We start from the raw sequence: 16,822 nt of genomic DNA on the forward strand, positions 1-16,822 counted from the left end.
TGATCCCGCTTACCCGGAGCCGCGCCATGGACCTGTTGGACTTCAGCGTCAATGAGATGTACTTCGACCGCCCGCTGCCGCCGGCGGTCTCCCGCCTCATCGACGCCGCCTCGGCGCGCTACGGCGAGGACTGCGACGACGCCGAGCGCTGTCTGCTGCGCGCGCAGTTGCTCGCGCCGGACAACCTGACCGTGCTGGTCGCGCTCTATCGCTTCTATTTCTACCGCCAACGCTATGCCGAGACGCTCGCCGTCGCGGACCGCTGCATCGTCATCGCCGCCGACGAGCTCGGCATCCCGACGGACTGGCAGGCGCTCGGCGCCGCGGAGCTTAGCCACGCCGTGGGTCAGTCCATGACCCTGACCCGCTTCCTGCTGCTGGCGCTGAAGGGCGCGGGCTATGTGCTGATGCGCATGGACCGGCCCGCCGACGCGCTCGCGCGGCTGGAGCGCATCGCCGACTTCGACGAGCGCGACCGGCTCGGCCTGTCCGAGCTCTTGAGCTGGGCGCGCAATGCCGCCCGGCGCGACGAGGTCCGCGCCCTGGGCGACAACGTGAGATTCATCCATTAACCTCGTTCTCGGCACCAACCGCACCTAGATTGCTTGACGGCGCCGAATGCTTGCAGATGAGTCAAGTTTCACGACGACAAGGCGCTTGCAGGCGAAAGGGCCGGGGGCCGAGGGCCAAGGGAGCCCGCCTCGGCCTTGCGACACGGCCCACCTGCCCTTGTCGGCCTGAGGTTCCGCCGCGCAGGGACTTGCCACGCACACGCTTAGCCACCAACCGGAGTCCGCCATGCCCGCCATCACCGACACCCTGCCGCCAGTCCCGGAGGACTTCGAGGACGCCCTTGAGGAGCTGGAAAGCGCCGAGGACTTTCTGACCTTCTTCGGCGTGCCCTTCGACGCGCCCGTCGTGCACGTCAACCGGCTGCACATCCTCCAGCGCTTTCACGACTATCTGAACGCCGCGGTGGACATGCCCACCGAGGCCGAACCCCGCTACCTGGCCTATGGCGCGCTGTTAGCCCGGGCCTACCAGGACTTCGTCGCGTCCGACGCCCGCACCGAAAAGGTCTTTGCGGTGTTCCGCATGCATGAGCCGCGCACGGTCAACGTCGGCCTGGACGAGCTCTTGGGCTCCCAGGCCCAGATCGCCACGAAGCCCGCCGCCGATCATGCGTCCTGAGTTCGACTTCGGCGCCGAGGTGCGCGTGCTGCGCAACGTGCGCAACGACGGCACCTTTCCGGGCGAGCCCACCGGTGCCCTGTTGATCCGCCGCGGCAGCACCGGCTTCGTGCGCGATATCGGCACCTTCCTGCAGGACCAGATCATCTACAGCGTGCACTTCCTGGAGCAGGGCCGCGTCGTCGGCTGCCGCGAAGAGGAGCTCCAACCCGCCGAGGCGCCCTGGACGCCGAGCCTGTTCGAGGGCCGCGAGAAGGTCGCGGCTCGCATCGCGCTCGGTGCTGGCGGCCGGGTGCTGGTGCCGGCCGGCACCGTCGGCGAGGTCGCCCGAGTGCTGCGCGGCGAGCCGCTCGCCGACGGCAGCCCCGGCGACGTCGCCTACTACGTGGACTTTCCGGGCTGCAACACGCTGCAGGTGCCGGAATCCGCCCTCGAAGCCGCGACCGAGCAACAGCCACCGCCCGCCGACCGGGCGCCGGAGGACGCAGCATGAGCCTGACCGCCGCGCTGACCTTGCCGCCATCCGCACCCGACACCGACGCCGCCGCCCATCGCTACCACCTGCTGCGCGCCGCGACGGAGCGCTTCAAGTGCAACGTTCCGGCCCTTGACGCGGAGCAGCGCGCTGAGGCCGAGGCGCTGTCGGCGAAGACCCTGGCGCTGGAAAACCTGGTGCTCGCGGCGCCGGAAGCCGCCAAGGTGCAGATCCCGGACGCCACCGTCGAGCGGAGCTTTCGCGAGATCGCGGGGCGCTTCGATGATCCCGCCGAGCTCAACGCCGACCTGGCTCGCAACGGCCTCGACGCCGCGGCACTCAAGCTCGCGCTGCGCCGGGAGCTGACCTTCGATGCCGTGATGCACCACGTCGGCGCCCGCCACGCCGCGGTCACCGACACCGACGCGCGGCTCTTCTACGAGCTCCACCACGAGCGCTTCTCGACGCCCGAGCGCCGCGCCGCCCGGCATATCCTCATCACGGTCAACGACGACTACGCCGAAAACTCCCGCGAGGCCGCTCAAGCAAAGGTCGCCACGTTGGTCACGAAGCTCCGCGACGGCGCCACCGAGAACCTGGTGCAGCGCTTCGCCAAGCTCGCCCGCCGCCACTCCGAGTGCCCGACCGCCATGCAGGACGGCAAGCTCGGCGACATCGTCCGCGGCCAGCTCTATCCGGAGGTGGACGCGGCGCTGTTCGCACTGCCCGCAGGCGGCGTCAGCGAGCCCGTCTGCTCCGAGATCGGCTTCCACATCCTGCTCTGCGAGCGCATCGACGCCGCGCACCCCCTGCCCTTCGCGCAGGTTGGCGAGCGTATTCGAACCGCCCTCACGCAGCGCCGGCAGCGGGAAGCCCAGCGCGCCTGGCTGGATGCGCTGCGCGAGCGCCAAGCGATGGCCTGAGCCAGGTGTCGTCTCCGAAATCCTGTCCAGCAAGCGCAGCCTCAACGCGCGCCAGTGCCGGGCCTTGGCGGATCGGTTCGGGGTCAGTGCGGAAAGCTTCCTGCCTTGACCACCGAGCCCGTCACTCCATCCGCTGCTGCACCACCCTCACCGCCGTCGACCCCGGCAGCATCGGCCGCCCGCAAACGCCGAGATAGGCCCGCGTCAGCGCGGCACCCAGCAGCAGCAGCAGGGCCGAGAAGTAGACCCACATCAGCACCACCAGCAGCGAGGCCGCGGCGCCGTAGGCGGACGCGATCGCGGTGCTGGACAGAAAGGCCGCAATGCCGTAGCGCCCCGCCGTCAGCATCAGCGCGGTGACCAGCGCGCCCGGCAGCACGTCGCGCCAGCTAACCAGTACGTCCGGCAACACCTTGAATACGGCTGCAACGAACAGCGTGGTGACGAGCACCGCAACGGCGCTGCGGGCGGCCCAGGACAGCACATCCAACTGCAGCGCCGGCAGCAGGCCCAAGCCCTTGACGTGGAAATAGGCCACGGCGACCTGGAGGGCGGTAATGGCGACGAAATAGAGCAGGAAGCCGAGGCCGATGAGCAGCACCACCAGCAGCGCCAGCAGCCGCGTCTTGGCGAACCGCCCGAGCGGCGTGAACCTGCTGCGCCCGGGCGCGGGCCGCACGCCCCAGAGCAGGTTGAGCGAATAGCGCAGTTGGCCGAACACCGTCGTCGCGCCGATCAGCAGTGCGCCAACGCCGACCATGGTGGGCAGCAGCCCGGCCTCGTCGATACGCGATGCCAGAATGGCCTGCTCCACGAATATGGCGGCATCGGTGCCCATGGCGCCCTTCAACTGCGCGACGACTTGGCCCTGCGCCGCACCCTCGCCGAGCACGACGCCGATGACCGTGACGGCGATGATCAAGGTGGGCGCCAGCGAAAAGAGCGTGAAGAAGGCGAGCGCACCAGCATGCAGAAAGGCGTTGTGCTCCAGCCACAGGCCAACGCCGGTGCGGATGATCAACCATGCGCGCTGAATGGGCTTGTACACCTTGGCATCAGCCGGCGGCGGGCGGCTATGGAGACAGCGCCGGATACAACGGCAACAGCCAGGGCACCAGCGCGACGCTCATGGCCCCGATAATCAATGTCAGCGGCAGGCCGATGCGAATGAAGTCCACGAGCCGGTAATTGCCGGCCGTCGTCACCAAGGTATTCACCGGCGAGACCGGGGTCATGAAGGCGGCGGAGGCCGCCAGCGCGACGATCATCGCGAACGGATAGGGCGAGGCTTGCAGCTCCTCCGCAACGGCCAGGGCCAGCGGAATCAGCAGCACCGCATTGGCGGTGTTGACGATGAACATGCCGAGCAGCACGGTGATGGCGAACAGCACCGTCAAGATCAAGTGCTCGCTACTGTTGCCGAGCACGCCGACGAGAAAGTCCGCCGCGATGTCCACACCGCCGGTGCGATCGAGCGCCAGCGCAAAGGGCATCATGCCGACGATCATGATCAGGCTCTTCATCTGGATGGAACGATAGGCGCCATCGAGGTCGATGCAGCGAAACAGGCCCATCAGCAGACAGCCGATGAGCGCGGCCTGCACGTTGGGCACGATGCCGGTGGCCATCAGCACGATGACGACGACGAGCGTGAAGACCGCGTAGGGCGCACGCTTGGCCGCGGGCAGGTACTCGTCGAACTCCCGCGGCAGGTTCAGTAGCACCAAGTCCTGACCGCCCTTCTGCAACCGCCGGATGGCCCGCCACGGCCCGGCGAGCAACAGCGTGTCGCCGGCCTTCAGCACCTTCTCGCGCAGATGATGGGGCGCAAGCACGCCGCGGCGCCGGCGCATGCCCACCAGTGCCAGCTCGGACTGGGCCGCGGCCTCCGCCTCGGCGACGGTCTTGCCGACAAAGGCGGACTGGTACGGCAGCATGACCTCCACCAGACCAACGTCCTGCGCCCGGCCGGTGTAATAGGAGCCCGCGCGCGCCAGGCGCTCGACGCCGTACTCCCGGCACAGCGCCTCGACATCGGCGCTGTCGTCGTCCATATCGACCAGCAGCACGTCGCCGGCGGCAAGCACAGTGTCGTCGCTGCGCGGCAGCAGGCGCCGCGCTCGGCCCACCCGCCGCTCGATGACGATGACGCGGGCGCCGATCTTGGCGGTCAGCGCCAGCTCGCCCAGCGATCGCCCGAGCAGCGGCGAGCCCGGCAGCACCCGCAAGCGGTACTCGCGCAGGCCGAGGCCATAGTGCTCCACCAGACTGTGCAGCCCCGGGCGCAGCCGTGCGGCGGCAGGGCCGGGGACATCCCGGCCGAGCCAGCGCCGGGCGAGCAGCATGTACAGCGTACCGACGATCAGAATGGGCACGCCGAAGGGCGTAAAGCTGAAGAAGCCGAAGCCATCGGCCCCGCCGCGTACCACCTCGTAGTTGATCACCAGGTTCGACGAGGTCGCCACCAGCGTCATCATGCCGCTGATCAGGGCCGCGTAGGCCATCGGCATCATCAGCGTCGCGGGCGGGATGCGGCTACGGCTCGCCATGCGCAGCACGATGGGCACGAAGATCGCCACCACGCCCGTGCTGCTCATGAAGGCGCCCAGGAACCCCACCGCGAGCATCAACAACACCAGCAGGCGGGCGGAGCTGTCGCCGCCCCAGCCCACCAGCCGGTCGCCGATGCTGCGGGCGACGCCGGTGCGCGCCAAGGCCTCGCCGATGACGAACATGGCGCCGATGAGCACGATGTTCGGGTTGCTAAAGCCGGCGAGGGCCTCGTTCACGGTCAGCACGCCGGTGAAGGGCAACAGCACCAGCATGATGAGCGCCACCGCGTCCACGCGTGGCTTGTTGATCGCGAACATCACAATGGCCGCCGCGAGCAGCAGCAGCACCGTCAACAGATCGGTGGGCATGGTATCCCCCGTTGACCCCGGGTGCGGGGATTGCAGCATGAACGAGGCGTGCCGCACGAACCTTTTTTCCTCGACTCAGTCCCTCCGGGTGTGCCCACTGCGCCAGACGCGTATTCTCGAAGCGAAGGCACGCCACCGGACACCCCTGCCGCCGAGTTGTCCGCTGGTATCGGCTCATGAAGCCCGCGCCGCTCTTGGATCTCTGGCTTTACGGCTGCACCACAGTGGTGTAGGGTGGTGCATCATCAACGGGCGCAAAGGGCATATCATGGCGAAGACACCAAAGACCAGCGGAAACCAACGTACCGAATCAAAAACGGCTCGGGCGTCGATCAGCTTCCCGGCAGAGCTCTATGATGCGCTTGAACGTATCGCCACGGAGAAGAAGGTATCCGTGGCGTGGGTGGTGCGCGAAGCGGTGTCTGAGTACGTGGTCGACAAAGCGCCTGCACAGGGTAGGAACTAGCCCTTGAACTTTATCGCCAACGAAACCGCGCAGAAACTCCGCGGCGGCTACTACACCCCGGAAGACTTGGCGACGTTTCTGTGCAAGTGGGTACTCGAAATCAACCCTTGCCGCGTCCTTGAACCTAGCTGCGGAGACGGCGTGTTCTTCAGAGCGCTTCGCAACGCGGGCGCTAACACAACGTTGGCCGTCACTGGCTTTGAGCTCAACCAGGAAGAGGCAGCAAAGGCCACATTGCTCGCAAAGGATGTTGGACTGGCGGCGAGCAAGATCCACGCCGTAGATTTCCTGAGTTGGGCTATCGAGAAGGCCGGCTTTGGCCTCTTGCCGCACGACACCCTATTCGATGCGGTGGTCGGAAACCCGCCGTTCGTTCGCTATCAGTACTTGCCGGCGCCGTTCCAGGTGAAGGCTGAGCAGATCTTCCGCGCGCTCGAGCTGCCTTTCACAAAGCACACCAATGCATGGGTGCCTTTCATCTTGGCAAGCATGCGGATGCTTCGGCCAGGCGGCCGACTGGCGATGGTCGTCCCGGCTGAAATCATCCATGTGATGCACGCGCAGTCGCTACGCTCGTACCTCGGCCGCGAGTGCCGTCGCCTGGTCATCGTCGACCCTGAGGAGCTGTGGTTCGCCGGCACGCTGCAAGGCGCTGTGCTGCTGCTGGCCGAGAAGCGGACAGATCAGCACGATATTGCCGAAGGCATTGCTATCTACCCGGTCCGCGACCGTGAGTTTCTGCGCGAGTCCCCGGCGCGGATTTTCGCCGCACCGCAGTCAATTAACGGCAAGACGGTCGCCGGTAAGTGGACACGCGCGTTGCTGGACAAGGAGACGGGCGAGTTGATCGATGAGGTTGGCGGTCACTCCAGCGTGCATCGCTTCGCTGAGGTCGCAGATGTAGACGTTGGCATTGTTACAGGGGCCAACAAGTTTTTCCTCGTGACCAACGATGTCGTCAGCAAGCACGGCTTAGAGCCCTGGGCGCATCCGATGTTCGGTCGGAGCGAGCACTGCCCCGGCATCATCTACGACGCCAACCAGCACGCGGCCAACGCGAAGGCAGGAAACCCAACGAACTTCCTGTGGTTCTGCGACGACGAACCACTGAAACACAAGAAGTCAAAATCATACATTGAGGCCGGAGAGGCCGTCGCGCTCCATACACGCTACAAGTGCCGCATTCGCTCGCCGTGGTTTAAGGTTCCCTCCGTGTATGCAACGGAAATCGGGATGCTCAAGCGCTCACACGACCTCCCGCGCCTCATCCTCAATAAGGTCCGTGCGTACACCACGGACACGGCCTATCGCATCCGAACGCTTAACGGGGCATCCGCGGAGCACCTCGTCGGCTGCTTCTATAACGGCTTGACAGCTCTCAGTGCCGAGCTGGAAGGGCGGCACTACGGGGGCGGCGTGCTGGAGCTTGTGCCCTCCGAGATCGAGAAACTGGCGCTGCCGCTGCCCACGACGGCGCAAATCGACCTGAGGGAGCTCGACCGACAAATCCGATCGTCCATGTCTGTGCAGGACGTTCTTGAGGCTAACTCGCGCATCGTGCTCGGGGGCCTCGGTCTGTCGTGCGCGCAGCAAGACAGCATCCTCAATGCATGGTTGCGCCTGCGCAACCGCAGACACCGCACGCCAAGCGATGCGAAAGACGAGGCGGCTGAAGCCGCTTAGTCGATTTCGAGGGCGAAGCGCTTCGGGTCGGCCTTGTCGCGATAGAGAGCGAGCGTGCGACCGAGAAGGTCATCTCGACCCACGTAGTCACGCAGCGGACCCCAGCTTAGGCGGGTCATAGCGTTTTTTTGCTTGTAGGCTGCGCTCGTCGTCCCCTTGGTGTGGGCAATGCGAAGGTCAAATTCCCCGTAGCTGATGCCTCTGAGGACGAGATGAAACTTCGCGTAGGCCTCTTCAACGGTCTCCGTGCGGCTTGGCCGCCACGACAGTTCGGGGAAGATCTCCTCGCGGAAATAGTGTCGATGATCGATGTCCGCCGGCAGTAATCCCTTGTCAAGGCTGATTGAGCCCGTGCTATTGGTGTTCGTACCGTCGGGAATGTTGAGATCCCGCCTCGTGAGCGCCTTGCTTTCCCAGACGAGCTCGTACGCGACACCAGGCGCGGGCAGAGGCGCGACTGGTGCGGCTGCCGCCTTCTTTGCATGCGCTGCCTTCTTGGCCGCCGGTGCTGGCGCGGCGGGCTTCGCCGCCTTCTTCGCCGCAATCAGCGCACGGCGCAAGGGGACGACCTTCAGCTTGATTCTGGGTACGGTGTCGCTCGTCGGCGATGTTGCCAAGCACGCCGGCCGAGGCGGCGAAGTCGTCATCTCGTCGATCAGCCGGCCGGTTGCCACAAGCGCGTCAAGCTGCGTTGGGTTCGCTATCGGGACGATGTGTTCCGGATAATCCTTGGCCAGCGCATCAAACTCTTTCTCGATACTCTCAACCAGGGCCTTCTCATCGACGTTATTGAGGTCAAGCTCAACGACTAGGCCAGCCTCGATGTTGTTGTGCAGTCCACCTATCGTGAGGTTGGCGCTGCCGATGACAAGGCGAGCGTGGGTTGCTCCCTTTACCAGATAGAGTTTCGGGTGGAAGAGCACCGACCGCGAGCCCGTGTCGACGCAATAAAGCGACACGCCCATGTCGAGCAGATGCCTCGCCCCCTGACTGGAAGTGATGTCGTTGCGAATGCCAATGAAGGCCTGGGTCTTCGCGCCGTGTTCGTTAAGCTGCTTCTCAAGCAGCTCCGTACCGCTGCGATTCACAAACGCGACGCTAACAATAACTCGCTCAATACTCGGTAGATCGAATAATTGCGCAACCGCCACGCGATGAGTCTTGGCGGTGAAGCCTTGTAAGATGAGCTCCTGTTTCGCCATACGTCGCTCGCCTACTCTGGAGCTACAGAGATGGTCGCCGACGATGGCCGCGGAACAGGCTGTGGCATTGCTGCAGCAGGGCGATCCGGCACAAGCCCGGGGATAGCCAGCGCATCCCGCCGCCAGTTCTCGGCGCGGGATGCGCTTCGCTTTCCCGCCCTACAACTTGCTTGTTTCGCATCCGCGTCCGAATTCGTCGCGACTGGCGAGTTTGAGGAACAGTAGCTGCTGCGATACTCACACCGCACGTAGCGTGAAGTGCGGGAACGCCCCGCGCGCGGCGACGAGCGCCGCGTCGTCGATCTTGATCTGCCGTGGTGCGGGCATCCCCGCAGACGGCCCGACGGTCCGGCACTGTTGCAGCGCGTAGGTCTCGACGCCGGCCGCGGCCAGGCGCGCAAAGAGTCGCGTCAGATAGCCCGTGTCGTCGAGGCCGGGCATCGGGGTGGTGCGGACCTCCAGATCGATGCCCGCGTCGAGCAGCAGGCGCAGGCTCTGCCACGCGCGCTCGCCGGAGCCTGGCGCGCCGGTGATGCGGGGGTAGTCCTCGGGCAGGGCCTTGATGTCGAGGGCGACCCAGTCCAGCAGCGGCAGCAGGGCGGCAAGCCGGTCCGGGTAAGGGCCGCCGGTGTGCAGGCCGGTCTTGAAGCCGAGCTTGCGGATCTCCGCGAGCGCCCCCGGCAGCGCCTGTTGCGCCGTCGGCTCGCCGCCGCTCAGCACCACGGCGTCCAGCAGACCGCGCCGCACCTCCAGGAAGCTCACGATATGCCGCCAACCGAGTGCCGACGGCCCCGTGGCGTCTTGGAGGTCCGCGTTGTGACAATACGGGCAGCGCCAGGGGCAGCCGCGGCAGTAGATGACGGCCGCGAGCTCGCCCGGATAGTCCAGGCTGGTAAGTGGGGTCAGGCCGCCGATGCGCAGTTGCTCGGCGCCCGTCGTGGCAATGCCCATGCGCTTGCGTCTCCCGACCTACCGTCTCGCGCTCTGCCGCTCAGGCCGCCTCGGCGCGGCGCCGAGGCACGGCCCGCACGCCAGCCGGCTGCTCGTTGAAGCAGACGCGCTCGCGGTGCTCGGACTGCTTGCCGGCATTGAAGGCGCTGACGGGGCGGTGATAGCCCATGACGCGGGTCCAGACCTCGCAGCGGGTGCGTTCTTCGTCGTGGATTTCGATGCCATCTATGTTCATTGGTTGGGCTCCTGGTTAATGCAAAAGGGCCGAGGGCCGAGGGCCGAGGGCCGAGGGCCGAGGGCCGAGGAATCAAGCCTGCGCCGCGCCCGCGCTGCTGATCGAAGCAACATGGTTGCGAACGTCGCCGTCGTGCGCGCCTTCCATCCTTGGCCCTTGGCCCTTGGCCCTCTCCTGAAGCTTCTTCTCGATGAGCTCCGCATCGCACTTGGGGCAGAACTCGTGCTCGCCTTCGATGTAGCCATGGTGCGGACAGATGGAGAAGGTCGGCGTGACGGTGATGTAGGGCAGCCGGAAGTTGGTCAGCGCCCGGCGCACCAGACGCTTGCAGGCCTCGGTGGAGCTCACTTGCTCGCCCATGTACAGGTGCAGCACGGTGCCGCCGGTGTACTTGGTCTGCAGCTCATCCTGCATCGCGAGCGCCTGGAAGGCGTCGTCGGTATAGCCCACCGGGAGCTGGGAGGAATTGGTGTAGTACGGCGCCTCCTCGGTGCCCGCCTGAATGATCCCCGGGAAGCGCTTCTTGTCTTCGCGCGCAAAGCGATACGTGGTCCCCTCCGCGGGCGTGGCCTCCAAGTTGTACATGTGCCCGGTCTCTTCCTGGAAAGCGACCATGCGCGCGCGCACGTGCTCCAACAGCCGCGCCGCGAAGGCGTGGCCCCACTCGGTGGTGATGTCCTCGACATCATCGGTGAAGTTGCGAATCAGCTCGTTGATGCCGTTGACGCCGATGGTGCTGAAGTGGTTGCGCAGCGTGCCGAGGTAGCGCTTGGTGTAGGGGAACAGCCCGGCGTCCATGTGGCGCTGAATGACCTTGCGCTTGAGCTCCAGGCTCTTTTTTGCCAGCTCCATTAATTCATCCAAGCGCCGCAGCAGCCCTGCTTCATCGCCGGCATGGGTGAAGCCCAAGCGCGCGCAGTTGATGGTGACGACGCCCAAGGAGCCCGTCTGCTCCGCGGAGCCGAACAGGCCATTGCCGCGCTTCAACAGCTCCGATACGTCCAACCGCAGCCGGCAGCACATGCTGCGGACCATGTTGGGCTCCATGTCCGAGCTGACGAAGTTGCTGAAATACGGCAGGCCGTACTTGGCCGTCATGGAAAACAGCAGCTCCGCATTCTCCCCGTCCCACGGGAAGTCATCGGTGATGTTGTAGGTCGGGATCGGGAAGGTGAAGATTCGGCCCTTCGCATCGCCCTCGGTCATCACCTCGATATAGGCGCGGTTGATGAGGTCCATCTCGGCCTGGAGCTCGCCGTAAGTGAATGGCTGCTCCACGCCGCCGATCACCGGCACCTGCTCGCGCAGATCCGCCGGGCAAACCCAGTCGAAGGTCAAATTAGTAAAGGGTGTTTGGCAACCCCACCGGCTCGGCACATTCAGGTTGTAGATCAGCTCCTGGATGTATTGCTTGACCTGGCGATAGCCGAGCCGATCGATGCGCACAAACGGCGCCATATAGGTGTCGAAGCTGGAGAACGCCTGCGCCCCGGCCCATTCGTTCTGCAGCGTGCCGAGGAAGTTCACAATCTGCCCGACGGCGCTCGACATGTGCTTCGGCGGACCGGCCTCGACCTTGCCGGGCACGCCGTTCAGACCCTCGTTCAGCAGCGTGCGCAGCGACCAGCCGGCGCAGTAGCCGGCGAGCATGTCGAGGTCGTGGATGTGCAGGTCGCCGTTGCGGTGCGCCTCGCCCACCTGCGGCGGGTAGACATGGCTCAGCCAATAGTTGGCGATCATCTTGCCCGAGGTGTTGAGGATCAGCCCGCCGAGCGAATAGCCCTGATTGGCGTTGGCCGACACGCGCCAGTCGGAGCGGTCGAGGTACTCGTTGATGGAGCCTTCCACGTCCACCAGCGTGCGCCGATCGCTGCGCAGCTTCGCGCGCTGCTCGCGGTAGACGATGTAGGAGCGGGCCGTGTCGAAGTGGTTGGCACTGATGAGCGTCTGCTCGACGACGTCTTGGATGCCCTCGATGTCCGGATGCCGCGGCTGCCCCGCGGCTGCGCCGGCCGGGTGCCCATAGCGGTGCGCGAGCACCTTGACCACCTGCGCGGTCAGGAGCTTGGCTTCCAGCTCGTCAAATTCGCCGGTGGCGCGCCCCGCGCGCAGGATGGCGGACTCGATCTTGCCCGCGTCGAAGGCCACCACGTCCCCGTCGCGCTTGACGATGCGTGTCGGCAGCACCGCCAGCGCCTTGCCCTCTGCACCCATATCTTGTCTCCCCGTCGCCAGCAGCCGCACTAGATGTTGTGGTAGAGCTTAGACCCATCGCTAGATCTAGGCAAATCCCGCTGTCGGCGGATGGCTGATCCGGATCAGCATTGGCAGGGCCGAGGGCCGAGGGCCAAGGCAGCCCTCCTCGGCCCTCGGCCCTTGGCCCTTGGCCCTTGGCCCTTGACCCTTGACCCTCGGCCCTCAGCCCGCCCTGTCGGTCAGGTTTCGCCTCGCCGCTAAGGAGTAAACTCGGGCGTTTGGGTGGCATCCGACGGGGCGGGAACCGATCAATGACAGCACGCATCGGCTTCATCGGGCTCGGCATCATGGGCCGGCCCATGGCACTGAACCTGATCAAGCGGGGACATCGGCTTGCCGTCTTCGCGCGGCGGGCGGAGGCCATGGTCCCGCTCACGGACGCCGGCGCGATCGCCTGCGACAGCCCGGCGGCGGTGGCCCGGGAGGCCGACATCACCTTCACGATGCTCTCCGACACGCCGGACGTCGAGGCCGTGATCCTAGGCTCCGGCGCCAAAGCCGAGCGCGCCGTCATCGCCGGTGCCGCGCCCGGCAGCATCGTCGTGGACATGAGCACGATCTCCCCGGCCGCGACCCGCGCCATCGCCGAGCGCCTCGGCGCGGCCGGCGTGAGCATGCTCGACGCGCCCGTCTCCGGCGGCGACGTCGGCGCCCGCGATGGCACGCTCTCCATCATGGTGGGCGGGCCGCAGGCGGCCTTCCTGCGGGTCAAGCCGCTGTTCGAGGCCATGGGCCGCAACATCGGGCACATTGGTGCCGCCGGCGCCGGCCAGGTCTGCAAGGCCTGCAACCAGATCGTGGTCGGCCAGACCATCGCCGGCGTCGGCGAGGCGCTGCTGATGGCCCAAGCCGCCGGGGTGGACGCCGCCAAGGTGCGCGAGGCCCTGCTCGGCGGCTTCGCGGCGAGCCGCATCCTGGAGCTGCACGGCCAGCGCATGCTCGACGGCGACTACACCCCCGGCTTCAAGCTCGCGCTGTACCAGAAGGACCTGCGCCTGGTGCAGGAGGCCGCGCACGCCCTCGGCCTCGCGCTGCCCGGCACGGCGCTGGTGGCGCAGCTCGTGAACGCCCTGGTGGGTCACGGCGACGGCGAGCTCGATGCCGCCGCCCTGCATCTGGTGCAGCGCCGGCTCAACGCCCGCGGCGACGAGCGGGCGTGACGCCCGCGTGCCCGGAGCCCACGGGACCCCCAATGTCGGTCAAGTCGCACGCGCTCAGCGTCGACGTCCACGACGCCTCGCGTCTGGACGCGATGACCGAGGCCGAGCTCGACGCCCTGCCGATCGGCGCCATCCGAGTCGATGCCGACGGCCGCATCCTGTATTACAGCCGCGCGCAGGCCTCGCTCACGGGCCGCGCGCCGCAGCAGGTGCTGGGCCGGCACTTCTTTCGCGACGTGGCGCCCTGCACCGCCGTGCCGGAGTTCTACGGCCGCTTCCGCCGCGGCGTGCTCACCGGCGCGCTGAACACGAGCTTCGAGTTCATCTACGACTTCGCCATGCAGCCGGTACGGGTGCGCATCCACATGCGCGATGCCGAGCGCGCCGGCGAATACTGGGTCATCGTCTCGCCGCTGGAGTACCTGCCGGCCCGCGACGCGAGCGCGGGCGAAGCGATGCTGTTGGACAAGTACGGCGACGCCGCAGGCGCCCCGCGCAGCGCGCGGTCCGTTGACTTCAGCGCCTGCGAGGCGGAGCGGATTGGGACCTCTGCGACCTTGCAGCCCTTCGGCTGCCTGCTCGTGCTCGACGCGACGTCGCTCCGGGTCATCGCCGCCGGCGCCAATACCGAGCGCTTTCTGGGCGTCCTGCCGGAGACCGCCCTCGGCGCAGAGCTGGCCGCCCTGCTGCCGGCCGGCGACGGCGGGCTCGCGACTTGCGTGGCCACCAAGCGTGCAGATCCCGACGCCTTCTGCCCGCGCGCCTTCCGCACACTGCCGCAGCCGCTGCGACCGGACCTGGCCCTGGACCTGCTGCTCACGCCCTGGCGCGGCCGGCTGCTGCTTGAGATCGAGCCGCACGCCGAGATGGACTCCGACGCGCGCCTTGAGGGCTTCGACTTCACCGCCTACGCCCAGGAGCTGATGGCCCTGCCGGACGTGGGCACGATCTGCGCGCGCTCGGTGCAGGCGGTGCGCCACCTGAGCGACTTCGAGCGGGTGCTGGCCTACCGCTTCGAGCCGGACGGGGACGGCATCGTCATCGCCGAGTCCCTGGCGGAGGACACGCTGCCCTCGGTGCTCGGCCTGCGCTACCCGGCGGCGGACATCCCGCGGCAAGCCCGGGCGCTCTACGCCGAGATGCCGCTGCGCTACATGCCGAGCCGAGATCATGCCGAGATCCCGCTCCTGGCGCAGGACCTCCCGCCTACCGATATCGACATCGGCGCGGCGCAACTGCGCGCCCACTCGCCGGTGCACCGCGCCTATCTGGAGCGCTTCGGCGTCAACGGCAGCCTGTCGCTGTCCATCACCTGCGGCGGGCGGCTCTGGGGCCTCATCATCTGCCATCACCGCCGGCCGCATCCGGTCACCGTGGCGCTGCGCCGCCGGCTCGTCGAGCTCGCGACGCTCGTGTCCGCCCGCATCGCGCTGCTCGACGAGTACGCGCTGCTCAAGTCGCGCGAGGCCGGCATGGCGGCCGTGAACGGCATCATCGGCCGCATCGACCTGCACAAGCCCTTTCCGCAGGGCTTCGTCGGCAACGAACGGCTGCTGCGCGAGCTATTCGCGGCCGACTCCGTGCAGATCTACCACGGCGACACGCCGCTGATGGAGACCAGCGCCAACGGCCTCGGCGCCGATGAGCAACGCACCCTGCTGCGCTTCCTGCGCGGGCGCGGCGGCGGTGTCTGGAGCACCGACTGCCTGTCCGGCGAGCTCGAGGCCGCGGCGGCCTACCCCGATCGGCTCGCCGGCGTCATTGCCGTGCTCATCGGACCGTCCGACGACTACGTGATGCTGTTCGGGCGCCAGCGCAGCACCTATGAGGTGCGCTGGGGCTCCGCCCCGGACGCGCTGCCGCTGCCGGACGGCGACCCGCTGGGCTGGCCCGGGCGCAGCTTCCGGGTCTGGACCGAGACCCGCACCCACCACGCCCAGCCCTGGACCGCCGTCGAGCTCGGCATCGCCGCGGCGCTGCGCAGCCTGACGCAGGAGGTGATTGTCGCCAGCGCCGCCCACTTCGAGGTGCTGGCCCTGCGCGACGGCCTGACCGGCTTGCCGAACCGCGAGCGCTGCCGGCAGATCCTCGCCGACACCATCGCCCAGGCGGCGGCCACCGGCGGGATGTTCGGGGTCGGGCTGCTCGATATCGATCATTTCAAGACCGTCAACGACACGCTCGGCCACGACAAGGGCGACATCCTGCTCGCGGCCGCGGCGCGACGCATCGTCGGCGCGCTGCCGGACAGCGCCGTCGTCGCGCGCTTGGGCGGGGACGAGTTCGCGCTGTTGCTGCCCGCCGGCCATGAGGACGCGCTGGACGCGATGCCCGAGCGTGTGGTCGCCGCCTTTCGCACGCCCATCCTGGTCGGCGACGACCGCTTTTCGGTCACCGTCTCCATGGGCATCACGCTCGGTCACGGCGGCTCCTCCGGCACCGAGCTGCTGAAACAGGCGGACATGGCCCTCTACCAGGCCAAGGACGCGGGCCGCAACTGCGTGCGCGCCTTCGACAGCGGCTTGCAGCAACGCGCGCTGGCCCGGCTCGAGGTCGCGCGCGACGTGCTCGGCCGGCGCGCCGAGGACGCCGTCGAGATCCTGCTGCAGCCCCAGGTGCCCATCGCCGCGGCCAACGGCGACCCGCGCTACGAGGTGCTCGCCCGCTGGCGCACCAGCGACGGTCGGCTGCTGTTGCCGCAAGACTTCATCGACGCCGCGCGCCAGAACGGGCTGCTCCGCGCGGTCACCACGGCGGTGCTGAGGCGCGCCATCGCCCTGCTACGCAACACGCCGGCGGGCGCCAGCCAGCCCACGCTGGCCGTGAACCTGTCCGCCGCGGACCTGGAGGCGCGCTGGTTCGCGCGCGGTCTGCTCGACGAGCTGGACGACGCCGGCGTATCACCGGCGCGCCTGGAGCTCGAGATCAGCGAGGGCCTGCTGCTGCGCATGACCGAGAGCGTGCGCGAGTCGCTGCGCCTGCTCACCGCGGGCGGCATCCGCATCGCGCTCGACGACTTCGGCAGCGGCTTCAGCTCCATGGCCTCGCTGCGGGAGCTCGACATCGCCACCATCAAGATCGACCGCGGCTTCGTGCGCAACATCACCGGCGCGCAGGATCAGCGGCTCGTCGCCGGCATGATCGCGATGGCGCACTCGCTGGGCAAGGTCGTCGTGGCCGAAGGCGTCGAGCGCATCACGGAGCTGGACGCGCTGCGCCGGCTCGGCTGCGACTGGGGCCAGGGCTACCTCTGGTCCAAGCCGCTGCCGCCGGAGCAGGCGTTGAGCGGCGGGTGGCAGCCGAAAAGCAGTGGCTAGGAGCCAGCCCTAGCCCCAAGCATCTATCTCCCAGCACCTTCT

General features: G+C 67.4%; 14 protein-coding genes. 8 read left to right on the forward strand and 6 right to left on the reverse strand.

All coding sequences use genetic code 11. The features are described from left to right. Window positions 1-26: 26 nt before the first annotated feature. The 4 genes from ML01_RS08435 (at window position 27) to nifM (ending at window position 2,589) form a co-directional block, all read left to right on the forward strand. Entirely contained in the window at window positions 27-572 is a 546-nt protein-coding gene (locus ML01_RS08435; RefSeq protein WP_058554957.1) for a hypothetical protein, read from the forward strand. Between the two features lie 226 nt (window positions 573-798). After that, window positions 799-1,191 (forward strand): nitrogenase-stabilizing/protective protein NifW, encoded by a 393-nt coding sequence (nifW, locus tag ML01_RS08440; RefSeq protein WP_058554958.1) that lies wholly within the window; start codon window positions 799-801, stop codon window positions 1,189-1,191. After that, window positions 1,181-1,684, forward strand: coding sequence for a nitrogen fixation protein NifZ (locus ML01_RS08445; RefSeq protein WP_058554959.1), 504 nt, complete (start codon window positions 1,181-1,183; stop codon window positions 1,682-1,684). Before nifW ends, ML01_RS08445 begins: the two co-directional genes overlap by 11 nt. Beyond that, the gene (nifM, locus tag ML01_RS08450; protein ID WP_058554960.1) at window positions 1,681-2,589 is read left to right on the forward strand and encodes a nitrogen fixation protein NifM; all 909 of its coding nucleotides are present in this window, start codon (window positions 1,681-1,683) and stop codon (window positions 2,587-2,589) included. The genes ML01_RS08445 and nifM overlap by 4 nt, the downstream gene beginning before the upstream one ends. A gap of 121 nt (window positions 2,590-2,710) precedes the next feature. Here the strand turns inward: nifM and ML01_RS08455 are convergent, their stop codons facing one another. After that, on the reverse strand, window positions 2,711-3,637 hold the full coding sequence (locus ML01_RS08455) for a YihY/virulence factor BrkB family protein (RefSeq protein WP_058554961.1): 927 nt from the start codon (window positions 3,635-3,637) through the stop codon (window positions 2,711-2,713). 25 nt (window positions 3,638-3,662) lie between these two features. Then, a complete protein-coding gene (locus tag ML01_RS08460) occupies window positions 3,663-5,510 on the reverse strand; it encodes an SLC13 family permease (RefSeq protein ID WP_058554962.1) in 1,848 nt (615 codons plus the stop codon). Between the two features lie 37 nt (window positions 5,511-5,547). Between ML01_RS08460 and ML01_RS30140 the strand changes: the two genes are divergently transcribed. Together ML01_RS30140 and ML01_RS08465 are read left to right on the forward strand one after the other, a co-directional pair. Next, the gene (locus ML01_RS30140; RefSeq protein ID WP_216819141.1) at window positions 5,548-5,976 is read left to right on the forward strand and encodes a ribbon-helix-helix protein, CopG family; all 429 of its coding nucleotides are present in this window, start codon (window positions 5,548-5,550) and stop codon (window positions 5,974-5,976) included. Window positions 5,977-5,979: 3 nt separating this feature from the next. Beyond that, window positions 5,980-7,659: an N-6 DNA methylase gene (locus tag ML01_RS08465; protein WP_058554963.1), complete on the forward strand. Its 1,680-nt coding sequence runs from the start codon at window positions 5,980-5,982 to the stop codon at window positions 7,657-7,659. Here the strand turns inward: ML01_RS08465 and ML01_RS08470 are convergent. From ML01_RS08470 to ML01_RS08485, 4 genes are all read right to left on the reverse strand, one after another. After that, a complete protein-coding gene (locus ML01_RS08470; RefSeq protein WP_058554964.1) occupies window positions 7,656-8,861 on the reverse strand; it encodes a phospholipase D family protein in 1,206 nt (401 codons plus the stop codon). The genes ML01_RS08465 and ML01_RS08470 overlap by 4 nt on opposite strands. A 237-nt stretch (window positions 8,862-9,098) precedes the next feature. Then, entirely contained in the window at window positions 9,099-9,812 is a 714-nt protein-coding gene (locus tag ML01_RS08475) for an anaerobic ribonucleoside-triphosphate reductase activating protein (RefSeq protein ID WP_082674078.1), read from the reverse strand. A gap of 40 nt (window positions 9,813-9,852) precedes the next feature. Next, a complete protein-coding gene (gene nrdD / locus ML01_RS08480) occupies window positions 9,853-10,047 on the reverse strand; it encodes an anaerobic ribonucleoside-triphosphate reductase (RefSeq protein ID WP_058554965.1) in 195 nt (64 codons plus the stop codon). A gap of 72 nt (window positions 10,048-10,119) precedes the next feature. Beyond that, the gene (locus ML01_RS08485) at window positions 10,120-12,261 is read right to left on the reverse strand and encodes a ribonucleoside triphosphate reductase (protein WP_082674079.1); all 2,142 of its coding nucleotides are present in this window, start codon (window positions 12,259-12,261) and stop codon (window positions 10,120-10,122) included. A gap of 293 nt (window positions 12,262-12,554) precedes the next feature. Between ML01_RS08485 and ML01_RS08490 the strand changes: the two genes are divergently transcribed. After that, complete coding sequence (locus ML01_RS08490; protein ID WP_058554966.1) at window positions 12,555-13,463, forward strand: NAD(P)-dependent oxidoreductase; 909 nt, start codon at window positions 12,555-12,557, stop codon at window positions 13,461-13,463. Between the two features lie 32 nt (window positions 13,464-13,495). Next, entirely contained in the window at window positions 13,496-16,780 is a 3,285-nt protein-coding gene (locus tag ML01_RS08495; protein ID WP_058554967.1) for an EAL domain-containing protein, read from the forward strand. The last annotated feature ends 42 nt before the right edge of the window (window positions 16,781-16,822 follow it).

Source organism: Thiohalocapsa sp. ML1 (assembly GCF_001469165.1).
In the GTDB taxonomy this organism is placed as follows: domain Bacteria; phylum Pseudomonadota; class Gammaproteobacteria; order Chromatiales; family Chromatiaceae; genus Thiohalocapsa.